Annotated in this window: 11 protein-coding genes; 2 read left to right on the forward strand and 9 right to left on the reverse strand. The window is 48.6% G+C overall.

Annotated elements, in window-relative coordinates:
- Window positions 1-10: 10 nt before the first annotated feature.
- On the forward strand, window positions 11-760 hold the full coding sequence (locus V7S65_RS24620; protein ID WP_079472531.1) for an AAA family ATPase: 750 nt from the start codon (window positions 11-13) through the stop codon (window positions 758-760).
- On the opposite strand, the gene V7S65_RS24625 is transcribed toward V7S65_RS24620, so the two are convergent.
- Window positions 757-930 carry a hypothetical protein gene (locus tag V7S65_RS24625; RefSeq protein WP_336388136.1) on the reverse strand — a complete coding sequence of 58 codons (174 nt, stop codon included), beginning with the start codon at window positions 928-930 and terminating at the stop codon, window positions 757-759. The two genes, V7S65_RS24620 and V7S65_RS24625, sit on opposite strands and share 4 nt — an antisense overlap.
- 148 nt (window positions 931-1078) lie before the next feature.
- Here V7S65_RS24625 and V7S65_RS24630 point away from each other — a divergent pair, with 148 nt between their 5' ends.
- Window positions 1079-2167 carry an acyltransferase family protein gene (locus tag V7S65_RS24630; protein ID WP_336388137.1) on the forward strand — a complete coding sequence of 363 codons (1089 nt, stop codon included), beginning with the start codon at window positions 1079-1081 and terminating at the stop codon, window positions 2165-2167.
- Between the two features lie 152 nt (window positions 2168-2319).
- Here the strand turns inward: V7S65_RS24630 and V7S65_RS24635 are convergent, their stop codons facing one another.
- The 8 genes from V7S65_RS24635 to V7S65_RS24670 form a co-directional block, all read right to left on the reverse strand.
- Window positions 2320-4596, reverse strand: coding sequence for an FAD-dependent oxidoreductase (locus tag V7S65_RS24635; RefSeq protein WP_336388138.1), 2277 nt, complete (start codon window positions 4594-4596; stop codon window positions 2320-2322).
- Between the two features lie 33 nt (window positions 4597-4629).
- Window positions 4630-6588, reverse strand: coding sequence for a glycoside hydrolase family 2 protein (locus tag V7S65_RS24640; protein ID WP_336388139.1), 1959 nt, complete (start codon window positions 6586-6588; stop codon window positions 4630-4632).
- Window positions 6589-6590: 2 nt separating this feature from the next.
- Complete coding sequence (locus V7S65_RS24645) at window positions 6591-8276, reverse strand: hypothetical protein (protein WP_336388140.1); 1686 nt, start codon at window positions 8274-8276, stop codon at window positions 6591-6593.
- An 8-nt stretch (window positions 8277-8284) separates the two neighbouring features.
- On the reverse strand, window positions 8285-11125 hold the full coding sequence (locus V7S65_RS24650) for a hypothetical protein (protein ID WP_336388141.1): 2841 nt from the start codon (window positions 11123-11125) through the stop codon (window positions 8285-8287).
- Window positions 11112-12992 (reverse strand): glycoside hydrolase family 97 protein, encoded by a 1881-nt coding sequence (locus V7S65_RS24655; RefSeq protein WP_336388142.1) that lies wholly within the window; start codon window positions 12990-12992, stop codon window positions 11112-11114. Before V7S65_RS24655 ends, V7S65_RS24650 begins: the two co-directional genes overlap by 14 nt.
- Before the next feature lie 146 nt (window positions 12993-13138).
- Complete coding sequence (locus tag V7S65_RS24660; RefSeq protein WP_336388143.1) at window positions 13139-14554, reverse strand: SGNH/GDSL hydrolase family protein; 1416 nt, start codon at window positions 14552-14554, stop codon at window positions 13139-13141.
- A gap of 5 nt (window positions 14555-14559) precedes the next feature.
- Window positions 14560-17949: a hypothetical protein gene (locus tag V7S65_RS24665; protein WP_336388144.1), complete on the reverse strand. Its 3390-nt coding sequence runs from the start codon at window positions 17947-17949 to the stop codon at window positions 14560-14562.
- Window positions 17930-20509, reverse strand: a complete 2580-nt coding sequence (locus V7S65_RS24670) for a glycerophosphoryl diester phosphodiesterase (protein WP_336388145.1) — start codon at window positions 20507-20509, stop codon at window positions 17930-17932. Before V7S65_RS24670 ends, V7S65_RS24665 begins: the two co-directional genes overlap by 20 nt.
- Window positions 20510-20512 lie beyond the last annotated feature (3 nt).

The raw sequence follows: 20512 nt of genomic DNA on the forward strand, positions 1-20512 counted from the left end.
AGGAAAAGCTATGCTTACGCAAAGGGGCTTAACCGCCATTACACTCAACAGGGAAAAGATCACTGCTCCGGGGGAATATCCTTTTAACATACCGGCGTTGAAAAATCTGTCAACCCTGCAGCTGCATCCCAAGGTTACTTATCTTTCCGGTGAAAACGGTATGGGTAAATCCACCCTGATAGAAGCTATTGCCGTGGCCTGTGGTTTTAACCCGGAAGGCGGATCGTTGAATTTCACCTTCTCCACCCGTGCTTCCCATTCCGTGCTGCATCAGTATATCCGGGTAGCCAGGGCTGCGGTGCGCGCAAAGAATGGATTTTTCCTGAGAGGCGAGAGCTTTTTTAATGTAGGTACCAATATTGAAGAACTGGATAAAGAGGGTATCGGTCCGAGAGTGATTGACAGTTATGGCGGTGTGTCGTTACACGAGCAATCACACGGGGAGGCGTTCTGGTCTTTGCTGGTGCATCGCTTTTCCGGTAACGGTCTGTACATACTGGATGAACCCGAAGCCGCGCTTTCCCCTACGCGGCAAATGGCCATGCTTTCAAGGATGCATCAGCTGATCGGGCAGCAGTCGCAGTTTATCATTGCCACGCACTCTCCTATTGTAATGGCTTATCCCGATTCCATTATTTACCAGCTTACAGAAAACGGGATCAAAAAAACCAGTTACACCGAAACAGAAAATTACAAGGTATCTCACCGTTTTATCAACGACTATAAAAACATGGTGAAGATCCTGCTGGAAGATGTTTAATCTTTTAACACAGGCACCACATAACCATACGCCGTATAGCGCAGCTCACTCCATGCGTTTGTTCCGGGAAATTTAAATCCGGGGTACAGTTCCTGTGCTACCGGTACAAATACGATTCTCACCCGGATGCAGCTGCGTCCTTTCTCATTTTCATAAATGGTAAGGTTCATTGCCGATATAAACGGTGATGTCCGTAATTTCCATACTATATAATTTATAGTAGCCTGTCCACAAAAGGCGCACCTGTTTTGGCCTGCCGGAATTCCGGCAGTTAGGAAATCTGAAAATAATGTCATTTATTTATCCCTTTTTATAACAATGAACGTGAACAAATTGAATCCGGACCTGCTAAGAACCAAACAGCATTTTGAGATATTAGACGGATTAAGAGGAATAGCCGCTTTAACAGTAGTTGTTTTTCATTTTATGGAAGTTGTGTATAGCGATTACAGCAAAAACTTCGTGGGACATGGCTTCCTGGCGGTCGATTTCTTTTTCTGCCTATCCGGGTTTGTGATTGGATACGCCTATGATAACCGCATCGGTAAAATGGGGGTCATGGAATTTTTTAAATCCAGGATCATCAGATTGCATCCCCTCGTCATTTTCGGGTCGGTACTGGGACTGTTGGGTTTCCTTTTTGATCCGTTCGGCGGTCACCCGGAATTATATGGATTTGGTAAAATAGCCTTGTTCTTTCTTACAAGTATCCTCCTGATTCCCTTTCCGGGAATGCCGGAACGGTGGTTTAACCTGTTTAGTTTTAATGCGCCTGCGTGGTCATTGTTCTGGGAATATGTAGCCAATATACTGTATGCGCTTATTCTGGTTAAAATAAGCCGGCGCTACCTGCTCATATTAGCCCTGCTTGCTGCGGCTGGCATTGGCGTAGTGGGTTATCATGCAGGGAACCTGATGGGCGGCTGGGGAAAAGATAATTTTTGGGACGGCTGTGCGCGCATCTCCTATTCCTTCTTAGCCGGGTTGCTGGTATTCCGTTTTAACTGGATTATTAAGAACCGGCTGGGCTTCATTGGCCTGTCGGCATTACTGATGTTGCCATTTTTAATGCCCCATTTTCAGTGGAACTGGCTGATAGAGGTAATAGTTGTGTTATTCTATTTCCCTTTACTGATTGCACTCGGCGCAGGTGCTACCCTTACTTCGGGGTTAAAAAAACTTTGTGTTTTTTCCGGGAAGATATCTTATCCGCTTTATATGACACATTATGCCGCGATATGGATCTTTGCCAGCTATTTTGCTGCGTACAAACCTGGAACCATGCAGCTGGTCTTAGTCATCACCGCCGGAACCATGCTGTTGGTAGGCTTTTCTTACCTCGTGATGGTGTTTTATGACATACCTGTGCGGAAGTATTTAAACGCCAGGAGAAAAATGGGTAATTAAAGTATACTGCTTACTTTGATAAAATGGTGTTCACAAATCCTCTTACATCTTTTCCTAAAATAAACGTTACGGATTACAACAAAAAGCCTCCAAATCTCCCGATCTGAAGGCTTCTCCGCACTTATAGTATAGGAATCAAAACGAACACTTCTCTAATAACAGCGTACCGCAAACAACGCAGCAGGCACATTGGCAGATGGATGCTCCAGCTCAATGATCAATGTATCTGTTATAACGGGTTGCTCCAATTGAATACGGTTGTGCGTCTGGTAATTATCTTTTTTCTCTGCTACAATATTTCCGGCGGCATCTTTGATCCTGTAATGTCTCACGCAGAACGGCATTACTGTTTCGGGATGCGACATTAATACGGATTCCATCGGATGATCATAATCTGTATCCAGGAAAAGGTCGATGGTACTGATCTGTTGCGGCGCAGTCCATTTCAGTGTTAAACGGGGCTGCGGATCGTTCCAGTCGGCCACCCAGGCATTGGGTACAGACGTAGGCCGGTCGGTTCCGTTGCGGATATTTTCTGCCTGAAACAGATTGATACCCTGGTGATATTTCAAATCGATATTATGCCCTTCCGGCCGGCGTTGCGGGCACCAGAACTCAAATGCTTCCATGCCGATATCTTCCGGAGGCGTTTGTTTGCCGTAGTTGGAAACGGCTTTATTTACACTGTTGAATACAGACAACATCCCGGTTACTCTCTTCTCTGTAAAATGCAATTCTACCGCCGGATTTTTCATAAAGGTGACGAATGCGTAGGCGGTATTTTCTATAGATGTATTAAAGCGAAGATCCACACAATTTCTGCCGGGATGTAACGGGATGGTTTGTTTTGCCAAAGTGATATCCGGCGTGTAGTTGCCGGGCTTACTGCTGACGCGCAGTTCCACTTCCAGTTCAGTATTACCGGTAGCATCTGCATGAAAAACAAAGGGAGCCACTTCCCCTTTTTGCAAAGGCAGCAGCTGTGCTACGGATAGCGTTAACGGCTTCAGAAGCGGTTTACCCGGAAACTCCTTAAACACCAGTTCGCTGGATGCGGTGATCACAGCAGATTGCACAAGGTCCTGGCTATCCTTCAATACCAACCCCGGAACATACTGCCCGGTTTTAAGCAGGCGTTGTTGCAATGTGGTGATGTGTCCTTTATTAAAAATATCGGCGGGCAGAATATTCTTCTCTTTACAAACAGCGGCGGCTACTCCTACGGCCTGCGATACATAAGCCGCGGTAGCCATAACCCTGGTGGAGGCAAACGCCACATGCGACGCGCTGATGATGCGTCCTGCCAGGAAAAGGTTTGTAATATTCTTGCTGTACAGACTGCGATAGGGAATCTGGTAGATACCTTTGCTATGCCACTGATTGCAACCGGGTTTTTCACTGAAAACGCCGTCGGCAGGGTGCAGGTCAACAGACCAGCCGCCAAATGCCACCGCATCTTCATGGGGGCGTTGCTCAATAACATCCTGCTGTTTCATCATGTAGTCGCCTTCAAAACGGCGGCTTTCCCTTTTGCCGGGGATAGCGCCTACCCATTCCAGGGTAAGCGTGGTTGCTTCAGGGAAGTTGCCGGAGTTCTTGATATAGTCCCATACGCCGTAAATTACTTTCCACAGCTCCCACTTGATATCCTCTGTGTCGTGTACGGTATCAAGGCGACCGCCATACTCCACCCACCAGAGGCGGCAACCAAAATCCTTTGCATTGAATGTTTTAAACCGCGGGATCTTCGTAATGTCTTTCAGGGCAAACTCAGGAGGGATGAATGTTACCGGCTTGCCGGTGTCTTTACTGTAAAAGTACAGGGTATGTCCGAGTAGTTCTCCATAGGTGGCGGAAGGAGCAAATTTTTCACCGAATTCTTCCCTACTTTCTGCGCCCATACGGAAGGCGGCGCCCGACAGGAAGCCCACTACCCCATCGCCGGAGGCATCGCAAAACAAGGGGGCGCTTAACAGGTATTCCTTTTGGTTCTGGCTGCAAAAAGCTTTCACCGAGCTGATGGTAGTGGCGTCCTTTTTTTCAACCGCATATACGGCTGTATTTAACAACAGGGTGATATTGGGTTCTTTCTTCACTTTATCCAGCAGCACCATATCAAATATAATGGGGTTGCCCTCCGGGTTACGATAGGTATTCTCTACCAGGATCTCATCAACCAAACCACCTTCCCTCGCCCAGCGATTGTTATTGCCCATATGTGACGTGGCGCCCAGTATCCATAAGCGGATTTCGCTGCTTGAATTTCCTCCAAGTACCGGTCTGTCCTGCACCAGTACTACTTTTAATCCCTGCCTGGCCGCTGTGATGGCGCAGCACACGCCTGAAAGGCCACCACCGGTGATGACCAGGTCCGCGTTGAGAGCTATGCCGGGGAAAGAGCGACTGTTTGTTTCTCCAGATTTTATCATGATTGTACGGTTATAATTTTAGCGATTCGTGTGCTATTCCTTTATATTTTTTGTTACTACTACAAAGCCACCGGGTTTCACCAATGCTACCGTGAGCGTTTTGCCGGTAACGGGTATAGTTACCTCCTGGCTTTCGCCGGGCTTCAGTGTATGCAACTCCAGCGAATTGTTCCCATACCTGAGCTGGTAATTGCGTAATACATAAGAAGGAAAGTCAGCACGGGCTGTGATTTTAACAATGGCTTTATCTTCATTTATTCTTACCAGTTCAATAATAGCGGGAGAAAATTCTTCCTGCCATACAGGATACACGGAACGCAGGGTCCTGTCCGGCGCCACCAGTCCCCATGCGCGGTAACCGTTTGCGTCTGTTCCGGGATACCGGCTCATGTAGTCATTAAACGTCCATACGGAGGCGCCAATAAGATAATCGCACTGGCGGAACACCTGCATCGCTCTTTTGAAATAGGCGATGCGGTCTTCTTCTTTCCCGTTTTGTGGCAGCCGCATACCAAACTCGCTGATGTAAACAGGTTTGTTGGGATATACTTCATGAATATGCCGGAGATGCGCCAGCTGATCGTTGCCATAAATATTGGTGCTGATAAAATCCACGTACAGTGAGGCTTCATCTTCGGGGCGCTTTACATAATCACGCCAAACATTAAAGCTGGCAAAGGTTACAAGGCGACCCGCATCCAGTGATTTTACAAATACGCCCATATCTTTTACCCAGGAAATACCCTCCGGTGTTTGCGACTGGAATTCATTTCCCAGGCTGTAGGCGATGATGCTGGGGTGATTCCAGTCGCGTTCCACCATTTCCTTTAGCTGCGACTGATACTTTGCCCGCATCAGCGGATCTGCCATCTGGCGGGGCGTCATTTGCCAGTTACCAGCTTCAGTGATGATGAGCAGGCCATGCTTATCCGCCCAATCAAGCATGCTTTCAGATACCGGGTAGTGGCTGATCCTGGACAATTCCATGCTGCCACTTTTGATAAGGTTGAGATCTTTTTCCAACACCTCATCCGGATCAAGGGAACCGTACCCGGGATAGTCCAGTGGCCGGTTACAGCCGCCCATACGGATAGGCTCACCATTCAGCAACAGTTGCGTGCCTTTAATTTCCAGCCGGCGGATACCAAATGTTTTCCTCATCGTATCAGCACCGGCAATCACCTCGGCCTCATAAAGATCCGGCGCATCCTGGCTCCATAATTTTGCAGCCGGCAGCACGCCTTCCAGCGTTACCTGTGAAGCATTGGCGGATGTTTGTTTAAAGCGGATATTATTTTTGATACCCGATTGATAGATGTTCACTTTTACATCGGGCGACTGGTAGTCTTTCAGCAAAGTGATTACCTGTATACGCGCAGTTCCCTTCTTCAGATCCGGTTCGGCTACTACTTTTATGTTTTGTATAAAGGCAGCGGGCCGCGTAACAACATGTACCGGCCTGGTAATACCGCCGTAATTCATCCAGGCATAGAGTTGCGCCACGTTGGGCGCATCTTTGGCATCGCTGGCTTTTGCGCCGGGAATGGTGGTAGTGTCCCAGGCATTGCTTACCGATACGGCAAGCGTATTTTTATCTTTGAGCAACTGCGTTACTTCTATTTCAAAAGGCGTATAGCCACCCTCATGTTCACCGGCAACCTGCCCGTTCAGCCAGATCTTTGCTTTATAGAACACCGCATCAAATTGCAGGAAAGTACGTTCCCCTTTCTGCACAACAGGCGCATTGAATTTTTTAAAATACCACGCTGTTCCTGTATAAAAAAAGTAACGCTTATCTACCGAAAAACTATGCGGCACCTGTACTTTATCAAAGCCCGTGGAAGCAAAATCTGTAGCATACCATTTATCGGGTACTCCCCTGTTAAGCGGATCTAACGCAAACGTCCATACGCCGTTGAGCGGCGCCTTTGAAGTCCCCTGCGCCATTGCAAGGAAAGGACATAACAATAACAGGAGCAGTATATTTTTCATCTTCATTTTTCAGTATTATTTTCAAAGATCACCTGGCCGGTGTTACTATTATTTACTTTAAAAGATTGATTTACCGAGATGAAATGATTATTGGTAATCTTCAGCAGTTTAATACCACTGGCGTCAATACCCACAGGCGCATTGGAAAAGGTGCAGTGATCAAACTGTATGGTGCCTATCGCCATTGCTTCCGTACCGCTGTTGCCAACGCCTACCAGCCCGGCTTTACCTATGCGCGGCACCCACCCGCTGGCATTGAAGCTGCATTCCCGGATCATCACATCCTGTGGAAAAGTGGCTTCATTATGCGTGGTAATTTCCGTGCCCAGCACCAGCGCGGGATACATGATGTGATCATAGGAAACCTGCTGCAGCCTGGCTTTGGAACATTTGATAACGCCCGCGCATCCGGCAATGTTCCTGAAGGCTGTATGCGACAACCTGTATTCATCAATATCCCAGTCGTATACCGTGATGAGTGTTCCGGCCTGTACAAAACCAGGCAGGGAATCCTGCAGGGTGATAACACCATAAATCCCGCCATCACCCGCGGGTTCCGGCTGCCAGGCGACGGGCATTTTATTTACTACATTATTTCCATTCCAGAGCCCGATGCTGTCGTTTAAAAAAGGGGTTATACCGGTATATCTTTTCCATACCCTCATTTTATTATAGGCAAGCCTTTCCTTCACCTGGAAGAAGGAACTATGTACATTTTGCCCGTCCCAGCGAACACCTTCCACATACATGCTATCTATTGCTACCAGGCCATTGCAGCTGTTTATCTTCCAGGCGTCACGCGGACCCACGGCCAGTTGCCGGCCGGTGGCTTTGAATACGATTTGTTGCGCAGTAATATTTTTGCAGGCATAAGTATGGATGCCGAATCCTGCAATGTTTACCATCGAGATATTTCTAAGAACAAGATCATTGCAGTTATTTATCGCCACCTGGAACATGGTTTCTCCGCCGAAGTGCCAGGAGACTACATCTCCCACAGTAAGGCGCGCTGCAAAGCGGGCGTTATTCATCCGCATATAATTCTTTTGTCCCTGCGTTTCCAGTTGCCAGTAGAGTTGCTGCGTGGCTACATCATCAACGAAAGTAAGACTGGGCACCTGTTTCAGCATACGCGTAGCGCTATCCCATATGTTGGCGGTATAACAACCCATGCCATTAACGGCCGGCAATCCGTCGAATACTTCCACCACTACATGCGATGAATCTTTCTCTACCACCGTTCCGGCGGTGGCATACTGCGGATCATTATCGAACACCAGGTTTTCCATCACCAGGTTACTGCACTGATCAAAACGCATGTGGGGAGGTAGTACTGTATTATTCTGCTGCGGATTTTTTTTCACCAGCCATGTGGCAGACGTATGACCCGCACTCACGGCGCCCTGCAGGTGCAGCCCGGCATATGATGTAAGACCCGTATAAGCATTCAGCCCGGCCGCGCTTACCTGCAGCAGATCATAGCGGCCACTGTCGAAAAGTATGGTAGCGATATGATTTGCTTTTGCATAATTCAATGCGTCCTGTATGCCTTTGGCATCATCCTGTCCGTCGTTGGGGATAGCTTGAAAATCCTTTACGTGTATGGATTGCGCGGACACATGGATACAGGCAGTCAGCACGATGGCTGCTGTTGTCCTGAGAAATTTATGTATCTGCGAATTGTACATAGGGCATGTTATTTTTTATCTCCCAATATTATTGTTTTACTTTCTTCTGCTTTTCCGTCTATACCGGTTACGGACAAACGAAATTCCACCGGCTGCTGTTCCGTTAATGGTACGGTAAACTCAAACGGGTATATCGTATCAGTGATCTTTGTTTCTTTCCCGGTATTGTTTGTATAATACAGGGAGACGCTTTTCAGTTTAGTATCATCGTCTTCCAGGTATATATACAGGCGCCTGCCATAACTGCCGAACTTAAACAGCAGCGCATGTGCGTTGCCGGTGTTAAGTTTAGCGTAGTCAGGACTGTGATTGTTGGCACCTGATAGTACCTGTTGCTGAAATCCGTTACTGCGATATACAACATCCGTAATCGCCATGGCCGTTATTCCATTAGCGGGTACAGTAACAACAATAGTGCTGTCTTTGGCTGGTGGCGGCTCCGCGCTGGTGTATGACATCACTTTGCTTCCGGCGGCCAGCTTCACCAGTGCGGAATTAACCGTAACAGTAGCCGTAACGGGTTGCGCCGATTGATTTGTAAAAGCCAGCAGCAGTTTATCATCCTTCCTCGCAGCGATGTAATTCAGCTCAGTGTTGCTGATGCGCAGCAATCTTGCAGGCATCCATAGCTGCACGTTCTTATCCTGGTAAAAAGCACCTTTCTGCATACCATACATATTACTTTGCAGGTAGGCATATCCTTCGATATAGGCAGCAGGGAAATGAATACTTCCTTTGCTACGTATATAGGTGTCCGTTACGAGGTAGTCGAGCAGCATGGAAGCCATAGGCAGGATATGATTATAATGGAAAGAGTTTACGCTCTGGTCTTTGTGTTTATGCAGCGGGAAATCTGTTTTTTCATAAGCAGTAGTACGCGCCGTATTGATATGATATCCCGGAAAGTTCCTGTACCGGCCTATCACGGCTGCTTTGGCTACATTCAGGAGAAAGCTGTCTTTCGCATAATATCCCAGGCGCAACATCCACGGGGCATAGTTAGCCATAAAAATAGCACGATGACCGGTGGCGGTACCGGATGATTCGGGGGTAAGACCTGTTTCTGAAAGCCGCCATGCCGGCGCATCCTCTTCCGGGTAGTACATTGGCTGATGTCCTTTGGATTGCAGGTACCAGTACATGGGCGCCTTGCCGCCTTTGTTTACGGTGATCAGGCTATCGGGAATGGCAGGGCACATCCAGGTGAACATCGTATAGTTGCGCGCTCCCTGCACCGCTGCGTCGAGAAAGGGTTTATCGCCGGTAAGTTCATAGAGTTGCAACAGCTCTATCCACCGGTTTGTATAAGTGGGCCAGAAAAAGAAGCTGCCGGAGAATGGATCATCAAAAGCAGTTTGTGGCTGGTGCACCCGTTGTTCCAGGTATTGCTTTGCTTTGGCTACCGCGGCATCCAGGTATTTTTTGTCGCCGGTGGCGCGGTACAGGTGCATCGCGTTAATCCAGTTATTGCCTTTTTCTTTTACATCCAGGTTACGCACACGATCGGTGTTATACTCACGCTGCATCATTTGCAGGTAAAAATCATTGGTACCTCCTGACAGCTCGTAGAGGGCCGCCAGCTCCGACAGCGGCGCTACCGGGCCTTTTAACCTGCGGGAAGGGCTTTGGATCTTCTGGGTACTGTCCAGGCTGAAAAGGAATTTCTCTCTTGAGAGCATAAACTCCATTAACGGGTATGCCCTTTTCTCAAACATCGCTGTATCATCCCTTACCAGCGCCAGTTCCAGTGGGTTAAGACTGGAAACATTTTTAACCGCGCCGGGTACGTCTGTTGAGTAAGCGCAGCCTTTGAGACTGTCGATAAACCAGGCGTAATCAGTCATGGCGTAATCCACCATATTATCCAGCGTAGTGTTGAGCGAAGAGATATCATTATGCCGGTAGTCGCGGAAGCCAAATACTTTTTCCGCAATGCGTTCATAGGTATTGTTAATGGCGAGCGGTTCCGCTACCAGCTGAAGTCCGAAACGGAATGTTTGCCCGGCGTTCATGCGGGAGCCGTAGCCTCCCGGTATGGGTGCGTATACCTGTGGTTGCAGTTGTTGCTGTTTGTTGAGCAGCGCAATACCAAACTGGCTGTTGGCCAATACAGGCAGCGGCTGAAAAGGAAGGTACTCCGGCGCAGCCAGCACGCCTATGGTAGCGGCGCCGTCGTATACCATCGTAGTGGGCAAAGTGGCCATAAATGCCGGTGTAAGATAGGCGGCATCCGGGATCCGCTTTTCCTGCCAGATCAGTGGTTGCCATATGGCAGTGACTTTATCTTTTGCAGATGCCGGCGCACCGGTATAACCAATGCTGTAATAGCCGTCCTGTAAGGGTTGGAAGCTGTACTGCAACACCGGGTAAGGTTTTGCGGAGATAATAACATATGCCGATAACCGGAATTTTTGGGAAGATGGGAAACGGAAGAAAACGGTGTCCTTCTTTTGTTCAATACTATTGGCCACGATTTCTGTTCTTTCTCCGGCGTTAAATATATTCGCGGTCCTGTATTCTCCTTTGCTGCGCAGTATCCTGTCGTCGAAGCCATCACCGGCTACGGAGGCATTTATTTTCTTCTGCTTAAAGTCGGCTTTCGTGCTATCGGCTACTTTCCAGGTAAGCACATTGTATTCTACTTTTTTAATCCCGGCGGGCTTTAGCGCCATGCCTGGATCCGTGGCGTTATACAACACTACAAACGACGGAGTAAATACGTATTGGTGGTCCGCGGCATTGATAACAATATCCTGCTGATTTACAGCTACCTGTTGTTGTGCATTCACTGTGGTAGCAGTGATACACAACAACCCGATATTGCGATATATTCTTTTAATTACTCTCATCGTTATGTGCCGCTAACTTTAAAACCAAACCACCTGTTGCGGGGATAATTATTTTCCCGTAATACTTTGCACTGATCTTTGGAGATGCTGATACAAAGGCGTTTCCATCAGGTGTATCCGTGATCAGTGTTGCTGTATATTTTGTTTTTTTATCGAGAAAAGAGGGTTGCAGGATAAAGGAGGCTGCACTGTCTGTTCCATTGATCACGGCTACATACCAATCGTGTCCCTTCCGCCGGGCAAAAGCCGCCATCCTGCCGATGTTGCTGCCGGGCAGCACAATGGTTTCATCCCAGGTTACCGGCAATGTTTTCAGCAGGGGAAGAATGGGTTTGTAAGTATCATTATTCAACAGCGTAACCGGGTTTTCCGCGATGCATTGAAACGGTGAATTAAAGATGTACAGCAGTGCCAGCTGATGCGTATTGGTAGTGGGTCCCCTGTTGCTGAAAAAACCGGGCGTATAATCGCCATGTCCGCAGAGAAAGCGGGTGAAAGGCAATGCAGCGTTATGCCACGCGGGAATAGGTTCTTTCATGATATTCAGTTCCATACCACGGATACCTTCGCGCGTCATTTCGTTGGGATAGGTTTTGCTTTCCCCGGTAGGCGCCTGGCAGCCGTGAAAGTTGACCATCAGTTTCCTGGCGGCAGTTGCTTTTAACAGCCCTTCTTCAAATGCGATCAGCGGCTGGACCTCACTGTTCATAAAGTCTGTTTTAATGCCTACTGCGCCCGCCAGCGCTACGCTGTCGAGGAAAGTATCCCGCTGCGCGGAGTCTCTTATCTCCTTGGAATTTTTCCATACCCATATATGTACTCCTTTCCTTGCTGCATCCTGGCACAGCGTTTTCAGCTGTTCCCATTTGCGGGGCCATTTGGTTTCCCAGCCTTCATCCAGCAGGGTATATTCAAAACCGAGAGTGGCAGCGGCGTCGATAAACCGCGTTTCTTCTGCGGGCTCCATATAGTGTTCATCTCTTGTAATCCAGCTCCATACGCTTTTACCGGGCTTTATATAAGTGATATCGGCAAACAAGCGGCTGTCGGGACGTGGATTAAGATTTTCAATCACGTGGTTATTTACCAGTGCGTTGAGGTTATCTGCATACAGGATGGTGCGCCATGGGGTAACTAATTTCCCTTTCACCACAAAGCCGGTATCTCCTTCGGTAAAATTCACCTGCAAACCGCCATTGGCAGATGCTTTGAGCCGCATGCCGCTATAGTTATACAAAGCTGCTTCTGTAATCACCGCATACTTTTTTTGCGGCAGTTCAATCACCAGCGGCTTGCCTTGTATAGGCCCTTGCTCTGAAATGGTGGATAACTGGCTGATAGAAGTATGCTGCCACAACCCTGCATAGGATTGGAGTTTCCAGCTGTTGTTGCGTTCAAAATACCATACGCCGGACGAAGCAGGCACCGTAAAAGAAGTGAACTCTTCCTGTACATGCTTATCTTCCGTTTCATCTATTATATAACGAAAGGCGCAGCCGTTATCAAACATCCTGCACGCTATGGTATAGCTGCTATTATTTTCTTTTATGCTGATGGTGTAAGCAATGCCCTCCTGTATAGCTGCGGCCGCATTTAACCGGGTAGGATTGGTTTCCCGGATGATCTCCCTTCGGGAGATGGATATCTGCTGTACATGGGCGCCACTGGTTTTATTATTTACTCTAATGCCCATCCGCGATGGCAGGATCACCCATTGTTTGCCCGCCTGTAGCTGGTATGTGAGGGCGCCCTGTTCTGTAAAGAGTTTTGCACACAATGTTTTATGCGGACTTTCCAGCAACAAGGTATCTGTTGCCATTGCAATACGAACAGGCAATAATAAGGCTATGATTAACAAGCACCGCATATGAACGTGAAATAATATAATACTGTATCAGTTTTTTAATCCTTCAAATTAACAGTCTGCGCTTCGTAACTTCAAAATATCGGGCGGCTAAAAAAGTTGGGAACATTCCCATTTCACGGGAATGTTCCCATAAAAAGTTGCTGCTGTTACAGGGGCTTTCCTCTTAAAAGGATCTTCCCGATATACACCACTGTTTTATCGTACTTAGCGGGATTCCTGGTAATATCTTCCAATTGTTTATCTCCCAGGATCTTTATCTTATCTGCCTTTTCGGATGATACCCGGATGGTGATGGTATGAATGCCCGGCGTAAGTGTGATAAACTCGTACTGGCCGCGATACCGGTTGTTACAGAAATTATTAAACCGGTTGATCACATTGCTGCCATTGGGATCTGTTGCGGGCACCACCTTTAGCTGGCGGGCGCCTTTAACGCCACCGTCGGCCAGTGTTGCAGGCTTACCATCAATGATGAGTTCCACCTGCCCCATCTCGGGGCCGCCGATATCGAAAAAGCCAAACATGCTGCCTTTGAATCTGAAAGTAAAGGAAGCGCCTGGCTGATCTGCTTTCATGATATAAGGGAACCAGCCGGTGAATTGTTTCTGGGGCGAATTAGCGGTGTTAACGCTGCTCCAGCCGGGGCTGAATGTGGCAATATCCTGCGGGGCATACATACCGGCGTCTTCCCAGTTGTCTGCTATCAGCGGAGCGGGCAATGCGCCGGAAGATATAACGGTGTGTTGTTTCAACTTATTCATACCTCGTGCAATGGCTGCGGCATACAGGTTGCCGCCTGCTGTTACCGGGTGTATACCATCGTGGGAAAAAACAATTTTACCCGGTACAGTGGTGCTATCGCTCTTCCACTCCAGCTTTCCTTCTTTCTCCAGTACAGCGATTTCCATACCGAGATGTATGGATGGCAGCTGATAATGCTCCGCTATTTTTTCGAGCCCCTGCACGTTCTCAGGAATGTTTCCTTCCAGGTAAGTTTTCATATGCCCGTTATGGATAGTATAGATCAGGCAGATATCGATGGCAGGATCATATTGGCGTATCTGCCTCACAATACCTTCCATTCCATCAGTATAGGCGCCGTTCACGGCAAACTCCACAAATACCAGGTCGGGGTGATATTGCAGTAATTGATCCCTGAGGCGGCAGGCGCCCAGATCTGTGCCTGTTCCGGAAACACCGGCATTGATACCTTTCATGGTTACAGACGGGTACATCGACTGGATATAACGGGTGGCCTGTGGCCGGTAGCATTGATTCCCCTGCGTAATACTTCCGCCTATGAAGCCGATGGTGACCGGCTTTCCTGACGAAACTTTTTTGAAGAAGTGTGGCGCGCCGTTACGCACCGTGCATTCTGCCGGGTTATTGAAGTTGCCCGGCGCTATTAATGGCACCGTGCTATCAGCCGGGTTAAAGTACAGCGGCGAGGCGCCTGCCTGCGAAACGGCGATGAGCCTTGCTCTCTCGGCATCTTCTTTATTTTGTGCCGCTATTTTCAACGACATACCTATACATAATACCAGGATAAAATAATGCTTCATATTACTCATTTAGAGTTGTTATCAAATGTGATGGTCCCTTCTTTCACTTGTCCGCCGGAGGTGGTTACCTTTACTTTCAGCACTGCTCCTGCGGTTGTGTTCACGGGATAAAACGAGTTTTCATAAGGATAGGCGGTGATAACACGGCTTTCTCCATTCAAGCTGAAGACCGCCTGCAAACCCGCTTCAGGTGGTGATTCCAGGTAGGTATATATAGCATCCCACGCGAAGGGCGAACGTATCCTGAAGGCATAGCATTTGCCGATGCCCGCGCCGAGGTCCAGCACCTGCATACCGTTCTTTACCGGCGCTATACTTTTCACTTCGCTCTTTATCTTCAACGGAAAAGAGATGGCGGAGAATCCTTTACCGTCAACGGATACACGCAGTTTCCGGTTATTCACAGGAACGTTGACAGGCGAGGCAGCAGCAGTGGCATAATACGCAGCAGCCACGTTATCCTGCACAGCTACTTCTTTTCCAAGAAGAATATCAGCAGATACTTTTTCTGTTGACTCATTCAATAACAGTAACCAGAAGCGGTTTTCAGAAATAGCGGTCACATAATTCACGGCGGGGTTCTCTATTTGCACCAGCCCGCGTTTCATCCAGAGGCGCACCGTTTCATCATCGAATACTTTACCGCTGCCGCCACCAAATACCCGGTTGTTAAACCACACAAAGCCATCCTGCTTGCCATAGGGAAAATTTACTTTTCCGTGGGAACGCTGCATAGCTTCGGTAATGAGGAAATCCAGCGTAAATGCGAGATGCGGCGGTATATGGTGATAATAAACGGAGCTTACATCCGGACCTTTGTAAGGAAAATCCGGCTGCATGGTAATATCGGTAAAGCCGGTGGCGTAGTAGCCGGGATAATTCGTAAAGCGGCCTATCACCGCATTGCGGGCATAGGTTTCAAATATCGTCCTGTTATCTTCAGAAAATAAACGCAACAGGTGAGGCGCCCAGCTGCTCATGAATACCGGCCGTACCAGCTTGCCCGGATCAAACAATGTAAAGGGTTGTTCAAACCCTAGTCCTACGGGAGATACCAAACTTTGCGGTACCTGCTTCTCAGGTGCATCGCCCTTCTTTCTTGGAAATCCCAGGCGGTATTTCTCTCCCCCTTTCCACCATAAGGTAGTGTTGCCATCGTAGGTATTGCCCGGATGAATGGTTTGCAGCTGATCCTTTACTTCCGGGTATACCCTTATTCCCGCCAGCGTTTGAAAAGCAGAAGTTTCGGCAGCGCGCAGGAAGGCAGTATCTTTTGTGAGGTCGTAGAGATCTGTGAGCTCCCACCAGTAGGCGTAGAAGGAAGCATTATAAAAAGGTTGCTTACTTAATGGCGTGGTTTTAGGGCCATACACTTCCGTTGAAATATAGGCTTTCGCATGTTTTGTTGCAGCGGCCAGCCAGCTTTTATCTTTGGTGAAACGGTAAGCCGCCAGCTCCTGCGTCCACGCAGGGATGTTCACGGAGTAGCCTTTTGCTGGCCTGATGTTATTTCCGGGAAGCGCAATTTCCTTTAACCAGGGATTGGCTTCACCGAGTAACTGGTGTAATCCTTCGTAGTAGGCCGTGGTGAATTGTGAGTTATAAGGACTCAGCACCAGCGACTGCTTATCTTTATTAAACGGTGTTCCCGCAATACCTCTGGACCAGCGGAACCCGCTGCGCGACAGCGTATACTCAATGGTAGGTAATGCCCTGCTGATAAAAAACGCTTCGTCCTTTTCCAGCACTGCAGCTGAAACTACTGCCAGTGGCGCAGCCTGTACAACGGTAGGTGTCACTTTCGGATCTGCTTCAATATCATAAAAGCCTTTCAGCTCCGGCGCCCAACCGGCGGCGGTATCGTTCCGGATCAGGTCTGTAATATTGAAAACAGTTTCTGTGAGAGAAACCTGTCTCTGCGTACGGTAATCCTTTACTTTATAGATACTGTCTGAGATATACGCCAGTGCATCATTCCAGCCCGATGGTAATGCCCCCAGTGCAAATTCGCGGGTGATGGATTGCCCGGCTGCGCGCCTGGAATCGTCCAGGCCCAGTACCGGCGATAACGCTACCGGCTGTACGCCGTTCTCTTTATTCTTAATAGCAAAGCCCATCGGGGAAGTACCGGCTTCTCCCCAATCCAATGGAAAATCTGCCGGTGTTCCGGAAATGAAAGTAGCGATCCCCTGCTTCGTTTCCATTATTGCCAGCGGTTGCGGCATCATGGCGGAAGGCAGCATTACCGGGTTATCCGGGATGCGCTGGTATTGGAACATGGGAGGCAGCTGGATGGCGGTTACGTCTTCTTTCTTTACTCCTTCAAAAGCGGTTACGGCCAGGCTGTAATATCCTGCCTGTTTTGGTATATACGTTAACGTTAGTAACAGATGATGGGCGCCTGGCGTTAGTTGCCAGGTGCCTTTCAGTGTTTGTCCGCCGGCAGTTTGATAGGTAACTTCCAGTTTCTTCTCAGATACCTGCTTCACAGCAGTAGGCAGGCATTCCTGCAACGCCCCTGCGAGGAAAGGGTTGGTAAGACTTTCCGGGGCCAGTACGCTGAACGTTTTGCCACGGCTCTGAAAGCTGCCGGAGGCGGCGGACCCGTTCCACGAAGGGAAAAAACTGCCAAAGCTGATTTGCGGATCTTTGGCGGTGAGCAGGAATATTTTACTCCCCTCACCATCAATCCACTGGTTGCCTTTCCGGATACTGTTACCGGCAACTATCTGTTGACCGGATGTTTTCAGGAATTGAAGCCGGAGTTTACCATTGCTAATACCCGCGATAACGGCCCCCTGCGTTGATATACTTTTCACAGCGGCAGTAGCCGGCGCGGGTGGTATATACTTCACCGTTAGTGGCGTTGTTTTAAAACGCTGTAGTGAAGCCAGTGGCTCCGTGTTCGGATCAAAGCCGGCAGTAGCGAGTAAGATGGCATCACATCTTCCAAAATTACCTTTCGTATCCTGTAGTGCGATCACATTTTCACCGGCATCAAGTGTAGTGGTACCGGCTTTCTCCCAATAATAGCCTTCTTTGCCATGCTGACCCGATTCCTTTTCCAGCGGTTGCTCATTGATAGCTACCTGGAACAAACGGGTGCCGGGCTTATTTGCGGGATAGTCCGGCGTGCGCACCCAAACGGTATATGTACCGGCAGTTTTATTATTAATCACGGTAAGCGCATCTGCTGCTTTTACCTTACCTGAAAAAACGCGGAGAATGGTGTTACCGGACACTTGTTCTCCTGGTACTCTCTCCACCTGCCAACCGCCTTTGAACTGGAAATCTTCCGCTTCCACCAGGTAGCCGGTTTGCGCCTGTACCGCTGATACGCTGCACAGGCAGCCTATTACAGCCAGGAATAAATATTTACTTAGCGGATAGTTCATAATCTATTTCTATTACACTCAGGCCATAAGGCGTTATATCTTCCCGGAATGATTGCGTAACATCAATCGTCTTTTTACTTCCGTTTTTGCTGATCCGGTAGCAGCTAACTGGTTTGATGGTTTTACCAGGCAATAGTTTGGTATAATCAATATCCAGTGTACACTTCAGCGGATCATCGTCGCTGTTCAGCAACAGCAGGAACAGCTTCCCCTGTTGCGTATTGATGGCACAATAGTAATCGAGGTAAGGGTTATCCGTTTTCAGCAATCCATCTTTCAACAACAAATCCGCACTGGTACCATACACCTTTCCGGCAGCGAAACCATAAGTTTGATGCGGCCCTACTTTGGGTGTGATAAATCCTCTGGGGAATTGAATTTTCCCGGCCGACCGCATCTCCATTTCTGCCAGCAGGTAATCGGTGATCCAGCCCACCTGCCACCAGGCGTGATGCGGGTAAGGACCGGCCCCTTTATTCATCACATCCCAATAGTAAGAGGCTACACTGGTGGCACTGTCTACAAACGCATCTCTGCCCAAAGCACCGGCCCTGGCCATGTTCAGGAACAGGGAATCGCCGGTGAGGGTGAACATGCGCACAAACATGCCGGCATGACTGGCCAGCAGAATAGGGCCGCGATGATTGGCAGAACCGAGGATACCGCCATGCTCGAAGCTCAGTCCGGCCTGGCTGATCTCCCAGTCCTGCCGTTGTATACCATTCACCTTTTTACTTTTGGCGGAAGGAACAGGGTGAGTGTAAATAGAAGTAGTATACAATTGCGCGGTGCTCACAGCTGCCTGTAAATACCGGCGTTCTTTTGTGATGTCGTAAAGATCCAGCAGTGCCTGCGCGCTTTGACCAGTGGCAAAATCCGGCGCAAAGCGGGCGTCGCCGCAAACACCGAGAAAGCGTCCTTTTGCGGTAGCATGCTGGATGTACCAGTCGGCTCCCCGCTTAGCGGCATCGAGGTATTTTTTATCTTTCAATATTTTCCAGGCTATCACCAGTCCGTAAAAAGTAGGACGCAGGTCTTCCACTTCTGTAAACATTTCCTTTTGTGAAGCGTGGTCGTAGGCTACGGCCCATTTCCCTTCCGGCTGCATCCAGGCGAGCAGCCTGTCGGCAGCGGATTGCAGCTCCTTTTTTAATACCGTGTCGCCGGGATTGAACAGCAGAACATTCCCTATGTCCATCATCATGTAATAGGTAACCCCAATGGGTTCTACATACGGCCCCCACTCTTCTGTAAATCTTTTACTTTTTGTAAGATAATATTGTCCTGCTGCGGCGCCGTGGAAAAAGCCGGGGCTGTTATCCTGCTGCTGCAGTTTAAAATTGCGGGCATAAGGCAGGCGTGTTTGCTGCAATACGCTGTCGCCTGTAATGGTAGCCAGCATCCACATCGCGCCATAGTCGGAATTCTTCATGGCATCTTTTTCAGAGCCATACACACCGCCCAGGTAGGCTTGCGCGCCAATATCAATGCCTTTATAATTTTCGATATTCCACAGTGATGTTTTATTATCCACTACATATTTATGCATGGACAATATGCGGCTGGTGAGTGATTGCCGCGTTTTTTTCAGGGCGAGGAAATCATTAAAATGGTAGATATCATTCACGGCATGTTTGAACACCGTGTACCAGCCCGCCTGTTGAAGCGTGTACCTGAAAGAAAAAGTTACCTTATCCCCTTTCTTCAGAAGAGAACCTTTTTCACCCAACACAGGGTGATAGAGTGTAGGCGTGAGCGATGCCTTCCTGTTCATCAGGGAAAGCCCCAGCAGCCAGTCGCCCTGCGTTTTCGTATCATCCTCCCAGGGATCTCTTCCTGTTCCAGGCGCAGGTATTACCGCCAGCGTGAGGTTGTTTTGGGTTTGTATGAAAGGCGACAAAGTAGCCGCGGTTCTTTCACGGACAATCACCGGTTTATCGGGGATGCCCTGCATGTAAGCGTAGGCTTTTATAAAATCTTTTTCAACGGCATTGCTTTGAAAGTATCCCGGTATGCCTGCCCAGGCCAGTTCATTTTCCGGAACAGTAGCCAGCGTGGGTGTTGCCAGGGAATAGTAGCCGTCTTCCTTTGCCTGCAGGGATATTTCCACCAGGATATCTGTCCGGAACTTTTCATCCAGGCGCCAGGAGGAAGTGATAGTGGCTTTATTGTTTTCAGCAATAAAGGTTAGCCCATTGCTATTTTTTTTTACGGAAGATGGATAAAAATACATGGCTTCACCCGCAGTGTTCATTGGAACGGGCTGCAATGCCGCTTCCCACAAAGGAACGATGTATCTGTACTGCGGCTCCAGGAAGCCGCTCTTTTTATCATATGATGCTACGGGTGTGCTACCGGGCTTGTCCTTCGTATACAACAGGGTATATTCACCACTGGTATGAGGCAGCTGCTGCCCGTGTACAGCAACGTTTTTTATATGCCATTGCCCGTTTTTGTTTATCCAGGAAAGATGCAGTGCATTATTGGCAAGTGCAGTTTGTTGCTGCGCTTGCGCAGACATACAGCACGCGCAGGCTGCATAAAATAATATTCTTCTCAAAGG

The organism is Chitinophaga sp. CCNWYY40, assembly GCF_037483205.1.
Classification (GTDB): domain Bacteria; phylum Bacteroidota; class Bacteroidia; order Chitinophagales; family Chitinophagaceae; genus Chitinophaga; species Chitinophaga ginsengisegetis.

Excerpts from the sequence above, each read along its gene's own strand:
- V7S65_RS24635 (WP_336388138.1), bottom strand. The coding sequence starts at position 4,596 with ATGATAAAATCTGGAGAAACAAACAGTCGCTCTTTCCCCGGCATAGCT.
- V7S65_RS24650 (WP_336388141.1), bottom strand. The coding sequence starts at position 11,125 with ATGAGAGTAATTAAAAGAATATATCGCAATATCGGGTTGTTGTGTATC.
- V7S65_RS24620 (WP_079472531.1), top strand. The coding sequence starts at position 11 with ATGCTTACGCAAAGGGGCTTAACCGCCATTACACTCAACAGGGAAAAG.
- V7S65_RS24640 (WP_336388139.1), bottom strand. The coding sequence starts at position 6,588 with ATGAAAAATATACTGCTCCTGTTATTGTTATGTCCTTTCCTTGCAATG.
- V7S65_RS24625 (WP_336388136.1), bottom strand. The coding sequence starts at position 930 with ATGAACCTTACCATTTATGAAAATGAGAAAGGACGCAGCTGCATCCGG.
- V7S65_RS24665 (WP_336388144.1), bottom strand. The coding sequence starts at position 17,949 with ATGAACTATCCGCTAAGTAAATATTTATTCCTGGCTGTAATAGGCTGC.
- V7S65_RS24660 (WP_336388143.1), bottom strand. The coding sequence starts at position 14,554 with ATGAAGCATTATTTTATCCTGGTATTATGTATAGGTATGTCGTTGAAA.
- V7S65_RS24630 (WP_336388137.1), top strand. The coding sequence starts at position 1,079 with ATGAACGTGAACAAATTGAATCCGGACCTGCTAAGAACCAAACAGCAT.
- V7S65_RS24655 (WP_336388142.1), bottom strand. The coding sequence starts at position 12,992 with ATGCGGTGCTTGTTAATCATAGCCTTATTATTGCCTGTTCGTATTGCA.
- V7S65_RS24645 (WP_336388140.1), bottom strand. The coding sequence starts at position 8,276 with ATGTACAATTCGCAGATACATAAATTTCTCAGGACAACAGCAGCCATC.